General features: G+C 25.3%; 16 protein-coding genes. 5 read left to right on the plus strand and 11 right to left on the minus strand.

From position 1 onward, the window contains the following. Positions 1-6 precede the first annotated feature (6 nt). A complete protein-coding gene (locus ABLL_RS09790; RefSeq protein ID WP_014474642.1) occupies positions 7-642 on the plus strand; it encodes an HAD family phosphatase in 636 nt (211 codons plus the stop codon). Here the strand turns inward: ABLL_RS09790 and ABLL_RS09795 are convergent. The 7 genes from ABLL_RS09795 to ABLL_RS09825 all read right to left on the minus strand — a co-directional run bounded on the left by ABLL_RS09795 (position 639) and on the right by ABLL_RS09825 (position 5074). After that, the gene (locus ABLL_RS09795; protein ID WP_014474643.1) at positions 639-1211 is read right to left on the minus strand and encodes a TlpA disulfide reductase family protein; all 573 of its coding nucleotides are present in this window, start codon (positions 1209-1211) and stop codon (positions 639-641) included. The genes ABLL_RS09790 and ABLL_RS09795 overlap by 4 nt on opposite strands. Then, positions 1211-1507 carry a hypothetical protein gene (locus tag ABLL_RS09800; RefSeq protein ID WP_014474644.1) on the minus strand — a complete coding sequence of 99 codons (297 nt, stop codon included), beginning with the start codon at positions 1505-1507 and terminating at the stop codon, positions 1211-1213. Before ABLL_RS09800 ends, ABLL_RS09795 begins: the two co-directional genes overlap by 1 nt. A 2-nt stretch (positions 1508-1509) precedes the next feature. Further along, positions 1510-2691 (minus strand): hypothetical protein, encoded by a 1182-nt coding sequence (locus tag ABLL_RS09805; protein WP_014474645.1) that lies wholly within the window; start codon positions 2689-2691, stop codon positions 1510-1512. Positions 2692-2700: 9 nt separating this feature from the next. Continuing rightward, complete coding sequence (locus ABLL_RS09810; protein WP_014474646.1) at positions 2701-3348, minus strand: thioredoxin domain-containing protein; 648 nt, start codon at positions 3346-3348, stop codon at positions 2701-2703. Beyond that, a complete protein-coding gene (locus tag ABLL_RS09815) occupies positions 3338-3787 on the minus strand; it encodes a disulfide oxidoreductase (RefSeq protein ID WP_014474647.1) in 450 nt (149 codons plus the stop codon). Before ABLL_RS09815 ends, ABLL_RS09810 begins: the two co-directional genes overlap by 11 nt. A gap of 5 nt (positions 3788-3792) precedes the next feature. Further along, the gene (locus ABLL_RS09820) at positions 3793-4077 is read right to left on the minus strand and encodes a hypothetical protein (protein WP_014474648.1); all 285 of its coding nucleotides are present in this window, start codon (positions 4075-4077) and stop codon (positions 3793-3795) included. Positions 4078-4144: 67 nt separating this feature from the next. Continuing rightward, entirely contained in the window at positions 4145-5074 is a 930-nt protein-coding gene (locus tag ABLL_RS09825; protein ID WP_258239355.1) for a class I SAM-dependent methyltransferase, read from the minus strand. Between the two features lie 178 nt (positions 5075-5252). Here ABLL_RS09825 and rraA point away from each other — a divergent pair, with 178 nt between their 5' ends. After that, entirely contained in the window at positions 5253-5735 is a 483-nt protein-coding gene (gene rraA / locus ABLL_RS09830) for a ribonuclease E activity regulator RraA (RefSeq protein WP_014474650.1), read from the plus strand. A 110-nt stretch (positions 5736-5845) separates the two neighbouring features. Further along, positions 5846-8374, plus strand: coding sequence for a glycosyltransferase family 2 protein (locus tag ABLL_RS09835; protein WP_014474651.1), 2529 nt, complete (start codon positions 5846-5848; stop codon positions 8372-8374). Between the two features lie 15 nt (positions 8375-8389). Here ABLL_RS09835 and ABLL_RS09840 read toward each other — a convergent pair whose 3' ends face one another. Together ABLL_RS09840 and ABLL_RS09845 are read right to left on the minus strand one after the other, a co-directional pair. After that, positions 8390-10390, minus strand: coding sequence for a BCCT family transporter (locus tag ABLL_RS09840; RefSeq protein WP_014474652.1), 2001 nt, complete (start codon positions 10388-10390; stop codon positions 8390-8392). After that, on the minus strand, positions 10380-11657 hold the full coding sequence (locus ABLL_RS09845) for an MFS transporter (protein WP_014474653.1): 1278 nt from the start codon (positions 11655-11657) through the stop codon (positions 10380-10382). Before ABLL_RS09845 ends, ABLL_RS09840 begins: the two co-directional genes overlap by 11 nt. Before the next feature lie 111 nt (positions 11658-11768). Between ABLL_RS09845 and ABLL_RS09850 the strand changes: the two genes are divergently transcribed. Beyond that, the gene (locus ABLL_RS09850; protein ID WP_014474654.1) at positions 11769-12545 is read left to right on the plus strand and encodes an RMD1 family protein; all 777 of its coding nucleotides are present in this window, start codon (positions 11769-11771) and stop codon (positions 12543-12545) included. A gap of 1 nt (position 12546) precedes the next feature. Here the strand turns inward: ABLL_RS09850 and ABLL_RS09855 are convergent, their stop codons facing one another. Next, positions 12547-13179, minus strand: a complete 633-nt coding sequence (locus ABLL_RS09855) for a peptidoglycan recognition family protein (RefSeq protein WP_041654836.1) — start codon at positions 13177-13179, stop codon at positions 12547-12549. A gap of 79 nt (positions 13180-13258) precedes the next feature. Between ABLL_RS09855 and ABLL_RS09860 the strand changes: the two genes are divergently transcribed. After that, entirely contained in the window at positions 13259-13546 is a 288-nt protein-coding gene (locus tag ABLL_RS09860) for a hypothetical protein (RefSeq protein ID WP_014474656.1), read from the plus strand. A 4-nt stretch (positions 13547-13550) separates the two neighbouring features. Here ABLL_RS09860 and ABLL_RS09865 read toward each other — a convergent pair whose 3' ends face one another. Next, on the minus strand, positions 13551-15161 hold the full coding sequence (locus tag ABLL_RS09865) for a cation:proton antiporter (RefSeq protein ID WP_014474657.1): 1611 nt from the start codon (positions 15159-15161) through the stop codon (positions 13551-13553). Positions 15162-15230: the final 69 nt, after the last annotated feature.

The raw sequence follows: 15230 nt of genomic DNA on the forward strand, positions 1-15230 counted from the left end.
TAATAAATGAAAAAATATATACTTTTTGATAATGATGGTGTTTTAGTTCATACAGAACCTTTGTATTTTAAAGCAAATATTCAAGCTTTAAAAGAGTATTTTAATATTGAATTAGAATTAGAAGAATATATGAAAATTATGAGTGAAGGAACAACGGTTTGGCAAAAAGCTTTAAACAATGGCTTTTCATTTGCTGAAGTTGAAATTGCAAGAAATAAAAGAAATGAATATTATCAAACTTTTTTAAGAACAGAAAATATATTAATTGATGGTGTAAAAGATGTTTTAAAAGAGTTATCTAAAGATTATAAAATGGGAATAGTAACTACTTCAAGAAGAGTTGATTTTGAAATTATTCACAAAAATCTAGGAATAGTTGATTTTATGGATTTTGTTCTTTGTGAAGAGGATTATAATTTTGCAAAACCACATCCAGAACCATATTTAAAAGGGCTTGAACTCTTTAATGCAAATAAAAAAGAGGCTATTGTAGTTGAAGATTCAACTAGAGGTTTAAGCTCAGCTTACAAAGCAGGAATAGAATGTGTGATTGTAAAAAATGAATTTACACTTACACAAGATTTTTCAAAAGCAAATTATTTTATAGAGACTTTAAAAGAATTGAAAACTATTTTAAATTAGTTTTCAATTGCCATTTTTATATATCGCTCTAAATCTTCTTTTGATGTTTTTCCTATAAATTTATTTACAAATCTTCCATCTTTTGAGAATAAAAACATTTCAGGAACTTTTTTTATATCACCTAACTCTTTTGCAAGTCTGAAATTTTCTTCACCCATTGTAATTGGATAATTGATTCCATGTTCTTTCATAAAAGCCTCTATTTCTTCTTTTGTTTTATCTTTTTCAAACAAAACTGAAACTATTTCAAATTGGTCTTTATATTTCTCTTTTAACTCAACTAAAGTTGGAATTTCATCAATACAAGGTGGACACCAAGTTGCAAAAACATCAATTAATACTGCTTTTTTATTTTTAAATTCATCAAAATCTAACCCCTGAGGTGTGCTTGTAAAACTAATAAACTTTTCATCTGTTGTTATTAATGCGAAAGATTGAGGCTCAAAATTTGTATTAACTTCTTCTTTTTTAGGTTTGGCAAGAACATTGCCATCTATTGTTGATTTTGAATCACAACCACCAAATACTAAACTCAAACATATTAAACTAAAAACTATACTTTTCTTCATTATTTCCCTAATCTTACTAATTCTTGTATTAACTCTTTTGCTTCATTTTCATCAAAAAAAATATTCATTGATAACTCATAATTTACTCTTTTTAAAAACTTTAATTTCTCTTGTAGTTGTTTTTCTTTATCATTTTCAAACTCAGCTAAAAGACTTAAAAGTTCAAATTTATAAGCTTCAACAATCTCTTCTTTTTTTACTACTTTTGGTTTTAAAACACTACTATTTTTTCTCTTAAAAAATATAAAAATAAGAGTAAAAATAGTACTTAATATTAAAGCTATTATATATTCCATAATTATTTACTTCTCGCTATTGCTTTTGCTTCTTTTGCAATTTTTTTGGCATCATTCGCAATTTCTAAAACTCTTGATACTTTTGCATTAAAATCAATATCTTTTTCTAATTTTTCAATTCTTTCTATAATTGCTCTATAATCATTATGACCAATTACTTGTAAAACTTTCGGTGAATTTAAAATATAATTTATATATGCTAAATCTTTCCAATTATATGTTATTTGACAATTTATATACTCTTTATAATCATTTTTAATTTTTGTTTCATTTTTTATAAATGCCAAATCCAAATCTGTATCATTACTTTTCCCAAAAAAATTAAAATACAAACTTTGTAAATAATCTTTATCTTTTAAATTTGAAATATAATTATAAACTTTTTCTTTTTCATCATTTTTCAAAACATATGACAAAATCACATTTGATATTTTCTCATTTTCATTATTAAACATATTGTTTAACTTTTCATTTAATTTTACAAAAATTTCTCCAGAAGAATCTTTTGTCAATTTCTTTACAAACTTGAATAAATCTAAGTTAAATGTAAAACTGAACTTATTTATTTCTTGTTGTAATGGAATCAAAACAGAAAAAGGATTAGACAAATTTTTTGAATATGCTACTATACTATTTACAAGTTCAACATCATCTTCATTAAATCTTGCTGTTTTATAATAATTTTCAATTTCTTTAAAAAGATTTTTTTCCAATAAAAAAATAGATTTTTCTTCAAAAAAATTTGATAATTCATCTATTTTATATTTTTGCGAATTTTTTGCAATCAAAGAGCAAGTTGTCGAAAAACTTTTATAAGCTTCTATCTTTTCTTTTATATTAAAATTTTTAATTAAAAATAAACCTTTTTCATAAATTTCATTTTTTGAAAGATTCAATTTACTCGCAACTTCAACTCCCCTTTTAGGAAGTTCATTTGCTATTTTTGATAATTTTTCTTCAAAAACTAAAAAATTAGAACTCTTTTCAATCTCAGAAATAAGTTTTAAAAGTTGAACTCTTTTAAAACTATTAACTATAAAAAAGGCTATAAGTATAGCTATAATAATCAAAATTAAAATAACCACATGAATATTATCTGGATTTTGAGAATATACCGTACCTAAATTATAATTTGATTCTTTTAAAAGAGAAAAAAAATCTTTTATATTTTCAAAAAATGACATCAATTACCTTTATTTATAAATTTCAGATTCTACTAAATCAAATAAATCTTTTTGCGATAAACTAACTAATCTTTTGCCATTTACAAAAATAGTAGGAGTTCCTCTTACATCTAACTGTTGTGAATCTTTTTTATCCATATCTATAAGTTTATCTATTTTAGGATTTTTAAAATCCTCTTTTAATTTATTTATATCAAGATCAGGGATTATTGATAAAAATTCCCATAATAGTTCTGGTTTCTCATTGTTATGTTGAGCCCATAAAGCTTGTTTTTCAAATATAATATCTAAAACTTCTTCATATTTATTTTGTTCTCTTGATGCTTCTAATATTTTTATAGCAAATTCTGAATTTTTATGATTTGGAATATATTTTACAACCAATAAAATATCTTCATGATATTCTTTATATAATTTACGTAAAATAGGATGAAATAATGCACAAGATTCACACTCTGGATCAACAAATTCTACAACTGAAATGTTTTTTTTATTTTCTCCAAATTTGATAGAGTGTTCTCTTTGAAGTAAATCACTTTTTCCTAAAACAGTTTTTTCATCTTTTTTGGCTTCACTATCTTTATAAAAAATAGCTAATCCAATAAATAAAATAATAAATCCAATTAATGAACCTAATACTAATTTCTTATTTTGCATCTACACTTTTCCTTTTAAATAAAATTAATAAAATAAAAATAATAGTATAAGCAAAAAAAGATAACAAAGGGATAGTAATAAACCCAAACCAGTTTAAATAATCAATAGAACAAGGAACTCCTTGTACACATGGAGACAAATTTTCTGGAATAACTTTGTAAATCAATAAATTATGATAAACAGATATTAATAAGCCAAAGATTACTAAAGGAAAACTATATTTAAAAATTTTATCATCAGGATACAAAAGATTAATTAAAAATAATAAAACTAATGGATACATAAAAATTCTTTGATACCAACATAATGAACAAGGTATAAAATTCATAATTTCAGAAAAAAACAGACTTCCTAATGTCGCAATTAAAGATGTTAAAAAGGATAAAAAAATAAAGGTCAAACTTGAAAAGTTTGACCTTTTAGAAGAATTAAAAAACATAAAATTTAAGCTCCTCCACCAACTTCAGAATTTAATTCTCCATGAATTGGATTATGTGGAATAGAATCACATAATGCAATAGATTCATTTAAAGCTTTTAAAAATTCTTGTATATTTTCATAAGGAATTTCAACTTCTGAAACTTTTGTTTTACCATGAGAATAAACAGCGATACTAACAACTGGACTGCTATATTCACCATAAGGTTTCTCAACATGTTCAATTTTTACAATATCATCTGTCGAATGAGCTAACTTAAACGTTTTAATTTCAATATGTTTTGATGGCATAATAAACTCCTTTAATTTGATTACTTATTGTAACAAAAAAATTTAATATAAACCAAATATTTTTTTATTATTTTATTGAAGTTGCGGTCAAAAATAGATAGTTTTTTCCAGTTAAAGTAACTCTATATTTTTTTTGTTGCAAATATTTTTTGCAAAAATAAACATCTTTATACAAAATTGATTGTTCACTATATGAATAGTTTGGTGCTTTCGCCCCATAAATTATTTCACCATTTATCCATCGACAATTTGGAAAACCCAAAATTATTGAACCTTTTGCTTCTAAATAATTTTGAATTAAATCCATAAATAATAATTTAAAATTTAAACCTGAACTTTGTAATGTTCCAATTGAAATAATCAAATCTGCTTTTTTTAAATTTAACTCATTTAATTTATTTATATCATGTGCTAAAAATTTAAAATTATCACTTGGAAATCTTTTTTTTGCAAATTCTATTGCACTTAGTGAATAATCTATTCCAGTAAATGAGATATTTTTTAAAGTCTCTTCATCCAAAAGTTTTCTAATAACTTCAAATTCATCTGCTTTATTTATTCCCAAATTTAAAATAGACTTTTTTTCTTCTATATTTACATTTTTCAAAGCATTTATATATGAATATAAAAAAGCTGGTTCTTCATTTTTATTAATTCTAAAAAAAGTTGATTCTTTTCCATATTTTTCATTTTTTTCATCATTTATATCATTATGGAAAGAATCGATTTTATCTAATTTTTTATATTTTAAAATAACTGTATTTGTATTTAATGTTTCTATTAGCATTTTACAAAAAAGTATTTCTGCTAAATCACACCAAGATTTATAAGATCTATAAATAAATTCTACATTATCTAAAATATATTTTTCTCCTGCATAAATATCATCTTTTATATCAGGATTTAAAACTTCAAATAAAATTTCATTTTTATTTTTTAATTCTTTTTCTAAAAAAGAAATTATTTCATACATTGGTTCATTAGTAAATTTTTTCACAACTGCTCTCAATTTTTTACAGATTATAATATATTTCATATAATTATCACATTGTTACTTTTTTGCTTATTTTTAAAAATTAATTTAATTTTTTAATGTTTTTTTAATTTTATACACTTTTTATACATTTATTTCTATTAATATAACAATTATAATTTTAAAGGAGAGAGGAAAAATTATGAATATACAAACAGCTGATTTATGTGATGATAATAGAGATAGAAATATACAAGTATTATCTTCAAAATTCAAAAATTATGGTGGATTAAAAAAATTCACAGGACAAATAGTAACTGTAAAATTAGATAAAAGTAATTGGCGATTATTAGAGATGTTAAGAGATGAAAATGGTGAAGGAAAAATTGCAGTTGTAGATAACTCAGAAGAGTTTTATGGAGTTGTAGGTGATAAATTAATGACTTTTGCAAAAAATAACAATTGGAAAGCAATTATTTTAAATGGTTATGTAAGAGATACAGATGAAACTAAAAATATAAATGTTGGATTATTAGCGATTGGAACTTGTCCACTTAGAAATTTTGAAGAAACTACTTCTGCAAGGGATGTTGAACTAAATTTTGGTGGAGTTACATTTAATAATGGTGATTATATTTATGCTGATAATGATGGAGTAATTGTTACAAAAACTAAACTATTATAGAACAAAATAAACAATTATAAACTATATATCCCAATTTATTTCATTTTATTAACAAAAATAAACTAAAAAATGTTAATATTCGCCATTATTTATTATAAAAGGAAACTAAGTTGAGATATATTATCTTAGGTCTTATTATGGCTGGATTATTTCAAATGTTTTTCTGGATAACACAAGACAATCGTGTATCATTAACAGAAGATTCATTTGATAAAATTGAGTCTCTTTCGTATTCTCCATATGAGGGATATGATAAAAAAGTTTTATCATATCAACAAATTGAAAATGATGTAAATATGTTATCACATTTTACAAATAAACTGCGTACATATTCTACAATGGATGCAAAAGCCATTTTGGAAGTTACTTCTCAAACAGATATGCCAATAGATTTAGGACTTTGGTTAAGTGGTGATCATAAAGAAAATCAATTAGAAATTCAAAGAGCCATTAAACTATTGAAAAAATATCCTGATAATATTGAAAATGTAATAGTGGGTAATGAGGTTCTGTTAAGAGCTGATTTAAATGAAACTGAACTATTTGCATATATTGATTTTATGAGAGAATTTACTAATAAACCAATAACAAGTGCTGAAACTTGGGATGTATGGGAAAGAGTACCTGATTTAGCTAAACATGTGGATTTTTTAACTATTCATATTTTACCTTATTGGGAAAAAATTCCAATAGAACAATTTAACTCATTTATAATTGAAAAATATAATTTAGTAAAAAAAATTCATCCATATAAAAAAATAGTAATTGGTGAAACAGGTTGGCCAAGCCATGGATACAATAATAGAAGTGCAGTTCCTAGTTTAAAAAATCAAGCAATGGCTATTAGAGGTTTCATAAATCTTGCAAAAGAAAATAAATGGACATATAATATTGTTGAAGCATTTGATCAACAATGGAAAGGTTATGATGAAGGAAATGTTGGACAATATTGGGGAATATTTACTTCAAATAGAGAATTAAAATTCTCTTTAAATGGAGATATTGAATTAAATCAATATTGGTTATATCAAATGATTGCAGCAATTATTATTGGTGCATTAATTACTTTATATGGATTAAGAAATCAAAGATTAAACTTAAGTCACTCAATAGCTTATGCAATTGCTGCACAAGGTATGGCATTTGGTATAGTTATGGCTGTAATTTATCCATTTACAAACTATATGAATTTTGGTATGTGGGTAATGTGGGGAATGGGAACTTTCTTGATGATTCCATTGGTTGTTATAACTTTAGCAAAAGCAAATGAATTATTTAAATGTTCTATTGGAACTCCTCCAACAAGATTAGTTCCACTTGATTTAAAATCAGAAAATGCACCTTTTGTTTCTATTCATGTTCCAGCATATAAAGAACAACCTCATGTTTTAGAAGAGACTTTAAGAGCATTAGCAAAACTAAAATATCCAAACTATGAAGTTTTAGTAATTATTAATAATACTCCTGAAGAGTATTATTGGAAACCAATAGAAAAAGTTTGCCAAGAATTAGGTGATAAATTTGTATTTATGAATATCACTTGTACTGGGTTTAAAGCAGGAGCACTTAATGCAGCACTTGAAAGAACAGACAAAAGAGCTGAAATTATTGCAGTTATTGATGCTGATTATGTTGTTGAATCGCCTTGGTTAACAGATTTAGTTCCTTTATTTGATGATCCAAAAGTTGCAATAGTACAAGCACCACAAGATCATAGAGATGGAAATGAGTCTATTATCAAAACAGCAATGAATGCAGAATATGCAGGTTTCTTTGACATTGGTATGATTGATAGAAATGAAGAAAACGCTATTGTTGTTCATGGAACTATGGTTTTAGTAAGACTTAGTGCAATGATGGAAGTTGGTGGTTGGGGAACTGATACTATTGTTGAAGATAGTGAACTTGGACTTAGACTATTTGAAGCAGGATATACAGCTCATTATACAAATAGAAGATATGGTTATGGTTTACTTCCTGATACAGTTGAAGCATTTAAAACACAAAGACATAGATGGGCTTATGGAGCAATTCAAATTCTAAAAAAACATTGGAGAGAATTAAAACCATCTGCAACAAAACTTACACCTAGACAAAAGAAAAAATTCATTGCTGGATGGTTTTTTTGGTTAAGTGATGCAATGGGTCCAGTTATGGCAGTAATGAATATTATTTGGGTTCCAGTTATTATTTTTGTAGGAGTTACGATTCCAACAATTCCATTAACTATTCCAATCATTACGGCATTTTTAGTAAATATTTTACATACATTTATTTTATATAGAATGAGAGTAAAAGCAAGTATTAAAGATACTATTTTAAGTTCAATTGCTTCTATGAGTTTACAACTTATTATTTTTAAAGCAGTATATGATGGATTTGTTAAAGATGGTTTACCATTTAAAAGAACTCAAAAAGGTGGAAAAGCAGCTAAGAAAAGTGCAAATCCAATAAAACATGAAACTATTTTAGCAGTTTTATTATTGATTTCTTTCTTTGCTTTAATTTTTACAAATCATACAAGAATTACTGAAATTTATGTATTTGCAGTAACTATACTTATTCAAAGTATTCCTTATATTTCTGCAATTATCATGAGAATTTTAGAAATTTACTCAATAAAGAATCAAAAGTCTTAAAAAGACTTTTGATTACTAATCAATTGGTACAACTGGATTTAAACTAGAAGTATTATTTAAAAAATGTCTATGTTTTTCAAACTGATCAATTATATCAGTTGCTATCACATCTTCATCATATCCATAAATATCATAAGCTTTATTTCCATCTTGTAAAAACACTTCAGCTCTTGCATATTTTTTTTGTGCTTTTGTAGGATTAACTGATTCAGGATAAGCATAACTTGGAGTATCATAATTTTTTGCACGTACTTCATAAATAAAATCAAAATCATCAGAATGTTCAACTCTTATAATTGAAATTGCATTTAACTTATCATTTGATACTTCAACATTCCATGAATAATTTGTAAGTTCATTTTTTACTAAATTCATAGCCTTAACTACATCTTCATTTATAAATCTTTTTGTTTCATCAACTTGAGGAAATTCTATAATTCTACTAAGTCTTGCTTGCCACGTTCCACTTATTTTTCCATGGCGACCTGCATTCATATGGTGTTGTAAACTTTCATTTCTAATACTTTCTAAACTCAAAGCTTTATACATTCCCCAACAAGCAATTAACATTACAAAAACGAAAGGTAACGCTATGATTATTGAAGCTGATTGTAAAGCTTGAAGTCCTCCTGCAAGTAAAAGTGCTATTGCTACAATACCTTGAGTTACAGCCCAGAATATTCTTTGCCAAACAGGATTATTTAATCTTCCACCTGATGAAATAGTATCTACGACTAAAGAACCTGAATCAGAAGAAGTTACAAAAAATGTCACAACTAAAAGTATTGCAATAACTGATACGAAATTTGAAAAGGGAAAATGTTCTAAAAATTTAAAAAGTGCTGTTGATACATCTGCTGAAACTGCTGTTGATAGAGAGATAAATCCTTCATTCATAATAGAATTTAAAGCACTATTTCCAAATACTGTCATCCAAATAAAAGTGAACCCAACAGGTACAAATAAAACTCCCATAACAAACTCTCTTATAGTTCGCCCTCTTGAAACTCTTGCTATAAACATCCCAACAAATGGAGCCCAAGCTATCCACCAAGCCCAATAAAATAGTGTCCATGAACTCATCCAAGAAGAAGTTTTATCATAAGCATATTGATTAAAAGTCATAAATACTACGTTTGACAAATAAGACCCAATATTTTGAATTAATGTATTTAATAAAAAAAATGTAGGTCCAGCTAAAAAAATAAATAAAAGTAAAAAAAGTGCTAAGTAAAGATTTAATTCAGATAATCTTTTAATACCTCCATCTAAACCTAAAACAACTGAAATTGTAGCTATTGCACTGATAAATGCTATTAAAATAATTTGTGTCGTAATTCCTACTGGAATATCAAAAAGATAGTTTAATCCAGAATTTATTTGTAAAACTCCAAATCCCAAAGAAGTAGCAACTCCAAAAACTGTACCTAAAACTGCAATTGTATCAACACTATGCCCTATTTTTCCATAGATTTTATCTCCAATTAAAGGATATAAAGCTGAACGAATAGATAAAGGTAATCCATGTCTAAAAGAAAAATATGCTAAAACAAGCCCAACTATTGCATAAATTGCCCAAGCATGTAATCCCCAGTGAAAAAATAGTGTATTCATAGCAAATTTTGCTGATTCAATACTTTGCTTTTCTCCAACAGGAGGTGAAACATAATGCATCACAGGTTCAGCTACTCCCCAAAACATTAGCCCTATTCCCATTCCTGCTGAAAAAAGCATAGCAAACCAAGATAAATTACTATAAGCAGGTTTTGATTGATCAGGTCCTAACTTAAACTTTCCAAATGGTGAAACAGCTAAAAAAAGTGCAAAAAAGGTAAAAATACCAACACTTAACATATAAAGCCATCCAAATTTATCTGCAACAAAATTTTTGATACTACTAAAAACTTCATTTGCTATTTGAGGCATAAAAATCGTAAAAGTAACTAATATTACTATAAAAATAACCGAAGGTATAAATACTGGTTTTAAGATTGTTGTTTTAAAATTATTTTTCATTATTGTTTTCCTTTTCTTCTTCCAAATCTTGTCTAGGATCTAGTTCTACTACTGTTGTTCCTGAAGCAACAGGAACATTTACAAAAATACTCATATCATCATCTGCAATTCGTTTTTTTGATAATGAATAAAAACCTAAAAATATTCCTAATATTGCAAAAATTATAAAAATAAATTCTTTATAATAAAAAAGCCCAAAACCTAAAATAACAGGAGAGATAAAAGAGCCTAAGCCATAAGCAAAAAGCAAAGATCGGCTTATTTCTACTATATCTTTATTTTCATCTACAACATCATTTGCTCTTGCCAAAGACAAAGGATAAATAGAAAAAATACTTAATCCTAATAAAATTCCTAAAAAATAAATATAGTTTTCCCATGTATAATTAACCAGAAAAAGTAAACATACTAAAAAGATATAAAAGCCATTGTAAGCTATCATTTTTCTTCTTCCATATTTATCGGATAAAAGCCCTATTGGCCATTGAGATAGTAGACCTCCAATAATAGAACAAGCCATAAATAAAGATACAGTTTCAATAGATGAATATTTTTGCATTAAATAAATTGGTACCATTGTAAAAAAACCACCTACAAAAAATCCACCAATAAAACTTCCTGTAAGCGCAAGAGGAACCACACTAAAGAGTTTTGGAAAGCTGTATTTTTCAAAAGGTTTTAAAACAGGTTCTTTTATTTTTGTCATTGAAATAAAAAGAACTGAAAAAAGAATTAAAATAGAACCTAATATAAAAATAATATAAGTAGTTTCACCTTTAATATTTAAAAAAACTTGTCCAAGTGCAGTTGCAAGATAAAAAATAATTGTATAAATAGCAAGTATTTTTCCTCTATGAGTTTGGCTACTTTTTTCATTTAACCAACTTTCTATAATTATAAGAAGTGCATAAAAAGCAAAACCTGAAATAAAACGTAAGAGTGCCCACAAATATTCATTAAAAAAGAGAGCTTGAAGCAAAAAAGATATAACCATCAAAGAAGCAAAAGTTGAAAAACTTCTGATATGACCGACGGAGGATATGATTTTTTGACTAAATATCGCGGAGCCAATGGCGCCTAAAAAAAATGAAGCATTAATCAAACCAATGATTGCATCATTTAAACCTAAATCTTTTAAATAAACTCCTACAAAAGTAAGTATCATTCCATAACCAATAGCCAAAAAAGCTATCGCAAAAAATAAAGAAGAAACTGGACTTAATGTGAATTTATCTATATACGAGTTTGTGTTTATATTTTCATTCATCTTTTCAAACTAACATATCTGTTCTTAAATTTCTCTTTTACATAATTTTTTTGTCACTCAAAAGTAACATAATTGTTATATAATAATTGCAAAAACTGTAATGGAAAAATCATGCAAACAAAAAAATTAATCTCATATTTAACTTGTGAAAAATTTCAAGATGAAATATTTGAAAAAGTTGAAGAAAGATATAAATGTACTATCATAAAAGATGCAATTATTATAAATATCAAAGAAGAACAACAAATTATTTTATTTAAATATGGTGTTTTTATATCGTGGAATGTTGAATTTGAAAATATGAAATTTTTTAAAGATTTTATAAAGAATTATGAAATTAATAGTTTTGAAACTCCTTTTATTGAAGAATTAAATTATACTTTTGAAAATGAGTTCAAAATAAATTTTGATACTATTTATCTAAATGATTTATCTTCTATTTCAAAAATTGCTATTTCTCAAGCTCTTGCACAAAATGTAAAACTTGACCAATTTGAAAAAGAACTTATAACAACAATAGAAAACAACTCAAATATTCCTCTACAACTAGCACATACAGGAAAAATAAATCTTACTAAAAAAGAGATTTCTAAAAAAATTGGAGAGCTTTTTTTAGTAAAAAGTAAAATGAATTTACACTACGATTTACTTGATACTCCAGAATTTTTCTGGGAATATCCTGAGTATGAAAATCAATATGAGAAGCTGATAAAATATCTTGATATAAAATCAAGAGTTGAAGTTTTAAATAAAAAATTAGAAATTATTCAAGAACTTTTACATGTTTTAGGTGATGAACAAAAACATAGATATTCATCTTTTTTAGAATGGATAATTATCATTCTTATTGCTTTTGAAATTGTAATAAATCTAAAAGATCATCTTTGATTTAAAGAGATTTTAAATCAGGAAAATTTGCTTTTATATTTTCCATAAAATTTATATCAGGATCATGTTTTACAGTTCTATATTTATCATCTTTTTCCAAAAAAAGATGATGATTTTCAAAATTTGTATATTCATAATGCCCTATTAAATACTCAATTGTTTTATATTTTTCTTTTAAATATTTCACAAGTTCTATATTTGATTTAAGTTGAGCTTCTGTCAAACTTTTTTTATTTCCTCCAACATTTTCTATTCCAATACTTGAAAGATTTAATCCAATTACATGTCTTGCCATATAATTTTCAGGTATTAATGAATAAATCGTTCCATCAAAATCTACAAAAAAATGTGCTGAAACATTTAATCTCCCAGCTTTTTTTATATATTTTCTATCACTTGTTAAAATTTCAGGTTTAAACTTTTCGTATGACTCTTTTAAATCATCAATTGCTGTATGATGAATTACTATAATTTTAGGGATTATATGTATATTTTCAACTTCTAAATTGTAAGAATTTTTTATATACTCTTTTGTCAATTCAACCCTTGTTTTTCCAAAGTCCAAAGGTAATTGCTTTATTTCTATTGCATTTAAATTTAATAATAAGATTGTTAATAGTAGGAATTTTTTCATATATATATTTTAGCAAAAAATTCATTTGTAAATTAAATGAATAAGATAATATAATTAAGAACTAATAAAAAGGAAATAAATGGAAAACATAAAAGAAAAATTAAAAGATATAGTTGAAAATCTGATGATTCCAGAAGTTGAAGCATATCTTGATGATTTACATAAACTTTTAGAAACAAACTCACAAACTGATGATGATAAAGAAGCAATTGAAGAAATGGAATCTTTTTTAGTTGAACTTCAAAATATTTTAGCTGTTATTGAAGAAAATAAAACAGAAGATAGTGAATATCAAAGAATTTATGATTATATTATACAAAATTTAGAAGAACATGCCCATGAACATAATGACGAACAAGAAGATTAAAAATCTACTTGTTTTCTATACTCAAAATAGCCTCTTCAACTAATAATCTTCCTACTTCAATATGAGCATGTACGAATTTTTTAATATTTAAATCTTTAAGTTGAATTTTTTCATCAATAGACTCAATTTTCAATAAAATATTTGCATCTTTATGAAAATTTAAAACTGCTTCACAAATTAATCTTTTTCTATGTGTATCACTTACAGTTATAATCACACTTGAAGCTTCGTCAACTTTTAAAGACTCCAAAACAGGAAGTTTATCTAAGTGTCCAAAATAAGCCATATAACCAAGTTTTCTTCCGAGTAATACATGTCTTAAATCATCTGAAATAATTACAAAAGGAATATTTCTTTCACTTAAATCTCTTGCAATTACTCGTCCTAAAATAGAAAAACCACAAATAACAACATGATTTTTTACTTTAATTGGTGTAATTTTATCTGATTCATAAAACTCAACTACAAAATATGAAGCTATTTTATATATGTTATTTATAATAAATGGTGTCAGAATCATAGATAACACTGAAACTAAGATTAAAAAACTTGCTGTTTCATGAGAAAGAATATTATTACTAGAAGCTAATGCAAATATTGCAAATGAAAATTCTCCAACTTGACAAAGTGCTAATGCTGATTTAACAGCTGTACTTTTATCTGATTTTCTTCTAATTATTACATAAACAACTAAAGCTTTTATCACCATTACTGCAATAAAAATAAGTAAAATTATATGAACATTATATAAAAAATATAATGCATCTATTTTTGTTCCAACACTAAAGAAAAATGTACCTAAAAGTAAATCTTTATAACTTGCTATATCTGATTCTACTTTTACACTAAAGTTTGTATCAGAAATAATCATCCCAGCTATAAATGCTCCTAAAGAATATGTAAATCCCATTTCATGTGCTAAAAGAGAAGTTCCAATAACGATTGATAAAACTGCTCCTAAAAACAACTCTTCAATTCTACTATTTGAAGCAAATTTTAAAAGCCAAGAGATTAGTTTTTTACCTATTGTAAACATAAATAAAATAATAATTACCGCTGATATAAAAGTTTTTGTTAAAACTTCACCAATTGATAAAGTATCATTTGTTAAAAATGTAATAAGTAATAAAATTGGAATTACAGCTAAATCTTGAAAAATCAAAATTGCTGTTGATTTTTCTCCATAAGGTGTATGAATATCTTTTGACTGTTTTAAATATGTTAAAACAATCGCAGTTGAAGATAAAGAAAAAGCTAAAGAGACTATCAAAGAAACTTCGACACTTAATTTAAAAATATAAAAACTAACTAAATAAATCAATATTGCACTAATACTTACTTGTAAAAAACCATTTAATAAAAGAATTTCTTTCATTTTTTTGATTTTATCAACACTCATTTCAAGTCCAATTGTGAACATCAAAAAAACTATACCAAACTCGGCAATTAACTCTAAAGAACCAATATCAACGCCATTAAAATTAAATCCATAACTTATTAAAGTACCAGTTAAAATATAACCTATTATATGAGAAACTCCAAATCTTTTTAAAATTATATTTAAAATTGTTGCTGTTGAAATAGTCAAAAACAATGTAAATAGTGTCTGTTCCATCTTCCTCTTTCTATATTTTTGTATAAAATTATATCTTATTTAAATTGTTTATTTTATATTTGTATGTAT

This window comes from Arcobacter sp. L (assembly GCF_000284235.1).
GTDB lineage: Bacteria > Campylobacterota > Campylobacteria > Campylobacterales > Arcobacteraceae > Aliarcobacter > Aliarcobacter defluvii.

Bases quoted from the DNA above. Each gene is read 5' to 3' on its own strand.
- ABLL_RS09850 (WP_014474654.1), top strand. From the start codon at position 11,769: ATGCAAACAAAAAAATTAATCTCATATTTAACTTGTGAAAAATTTCAA.
- ABLL_RS09855 (WP_041654836.1), bottom strand. From the start codon at position 13,179: ATGAAAAAATTCCTACTATTAACAATCTTATTATTAAATTTAAATGCA.
- rraA (WP_014474650.1), top strand. From the start codon at position 5,253: ATGAATATACAAACAGCTGATTTATGTGATGATAATAGAGATAGAAAT.
- ABLL_RS09790 (WP_014474642.1), top strand. From the start codon at position 7: ATGAAAAAATATATACTTTTTGATAATGATGGTGTTTTAGTTCATACA.
- ABLL_RS09860 (WP_014474656.1), top strand. From the start codon at position 13,259: ATGGAAAACATAAAAGAAAAATTAAAAGATATAGTTGAAAATCTGATG.
- ABLL_RS09805 (WP_014474645.1), bottom strand. From the start codon at position 2,691: ATGTCATTTTTTGAAAATATAAAAGATTTTTTTTCTCTTTTAAAAGAA.
- ABLL_RS09845 (WP_014474653.1), bottom strand. From the start codon at position 11,657: ATGAATGAAAATATAAACACAAACTCGTATATAGATAAATTCACATTA.
- ABLL_RS09815 (WP_014474647.1), bottom strand. From the start codon at position 3,787: ATGTTTTTTAATTCTTCTAAAAGGTCAAACTTTTCAAGTTTGACCTTT.
- ABLL_RS09840 (WP_014474652.1), bottom strand. From the start codon at position 10,390: ATGAAAAATAATTTTAAAACAACAATCTTAAAACCAGTATTTATACCT.
- ABLL_RS09865 (WP_014474657.1), bottom strand. From the start codon at position 15,161: ATGGAACAGACACTATTTACATTGTTTTTGACTATTTCAACAGCAACA.
- ABLL_RS09820 (WP_014474648.1), bottom strand. From the start codon at position 4,077: ATGCCATCAAAACATATTGAAATTAAAACGTTTAAGTTAGCTCATTCG.
- ABLL_RS09795 (WP_014474643.1), bottom strand. From the start codon at position 1,211: ATGAAGAAAAGTATAGTTTTTAGTTTAATATGTTTGAGTTTAGTATTT.
- ABLL_RS09810 (WP_014474646.1), bottom strand. From the start codon at position 3,348: ATGCAAAATAAGAAATTAGTATTAGGTTCATTAATTGGATTTATTATT.
- ABLL_RS09800 (WP_014474644.1), bottom strand. From the start codon at position 1,507: ATGGAATATATAATAGCTTTAATATTAAGTACTATTTTTACTCTTATT.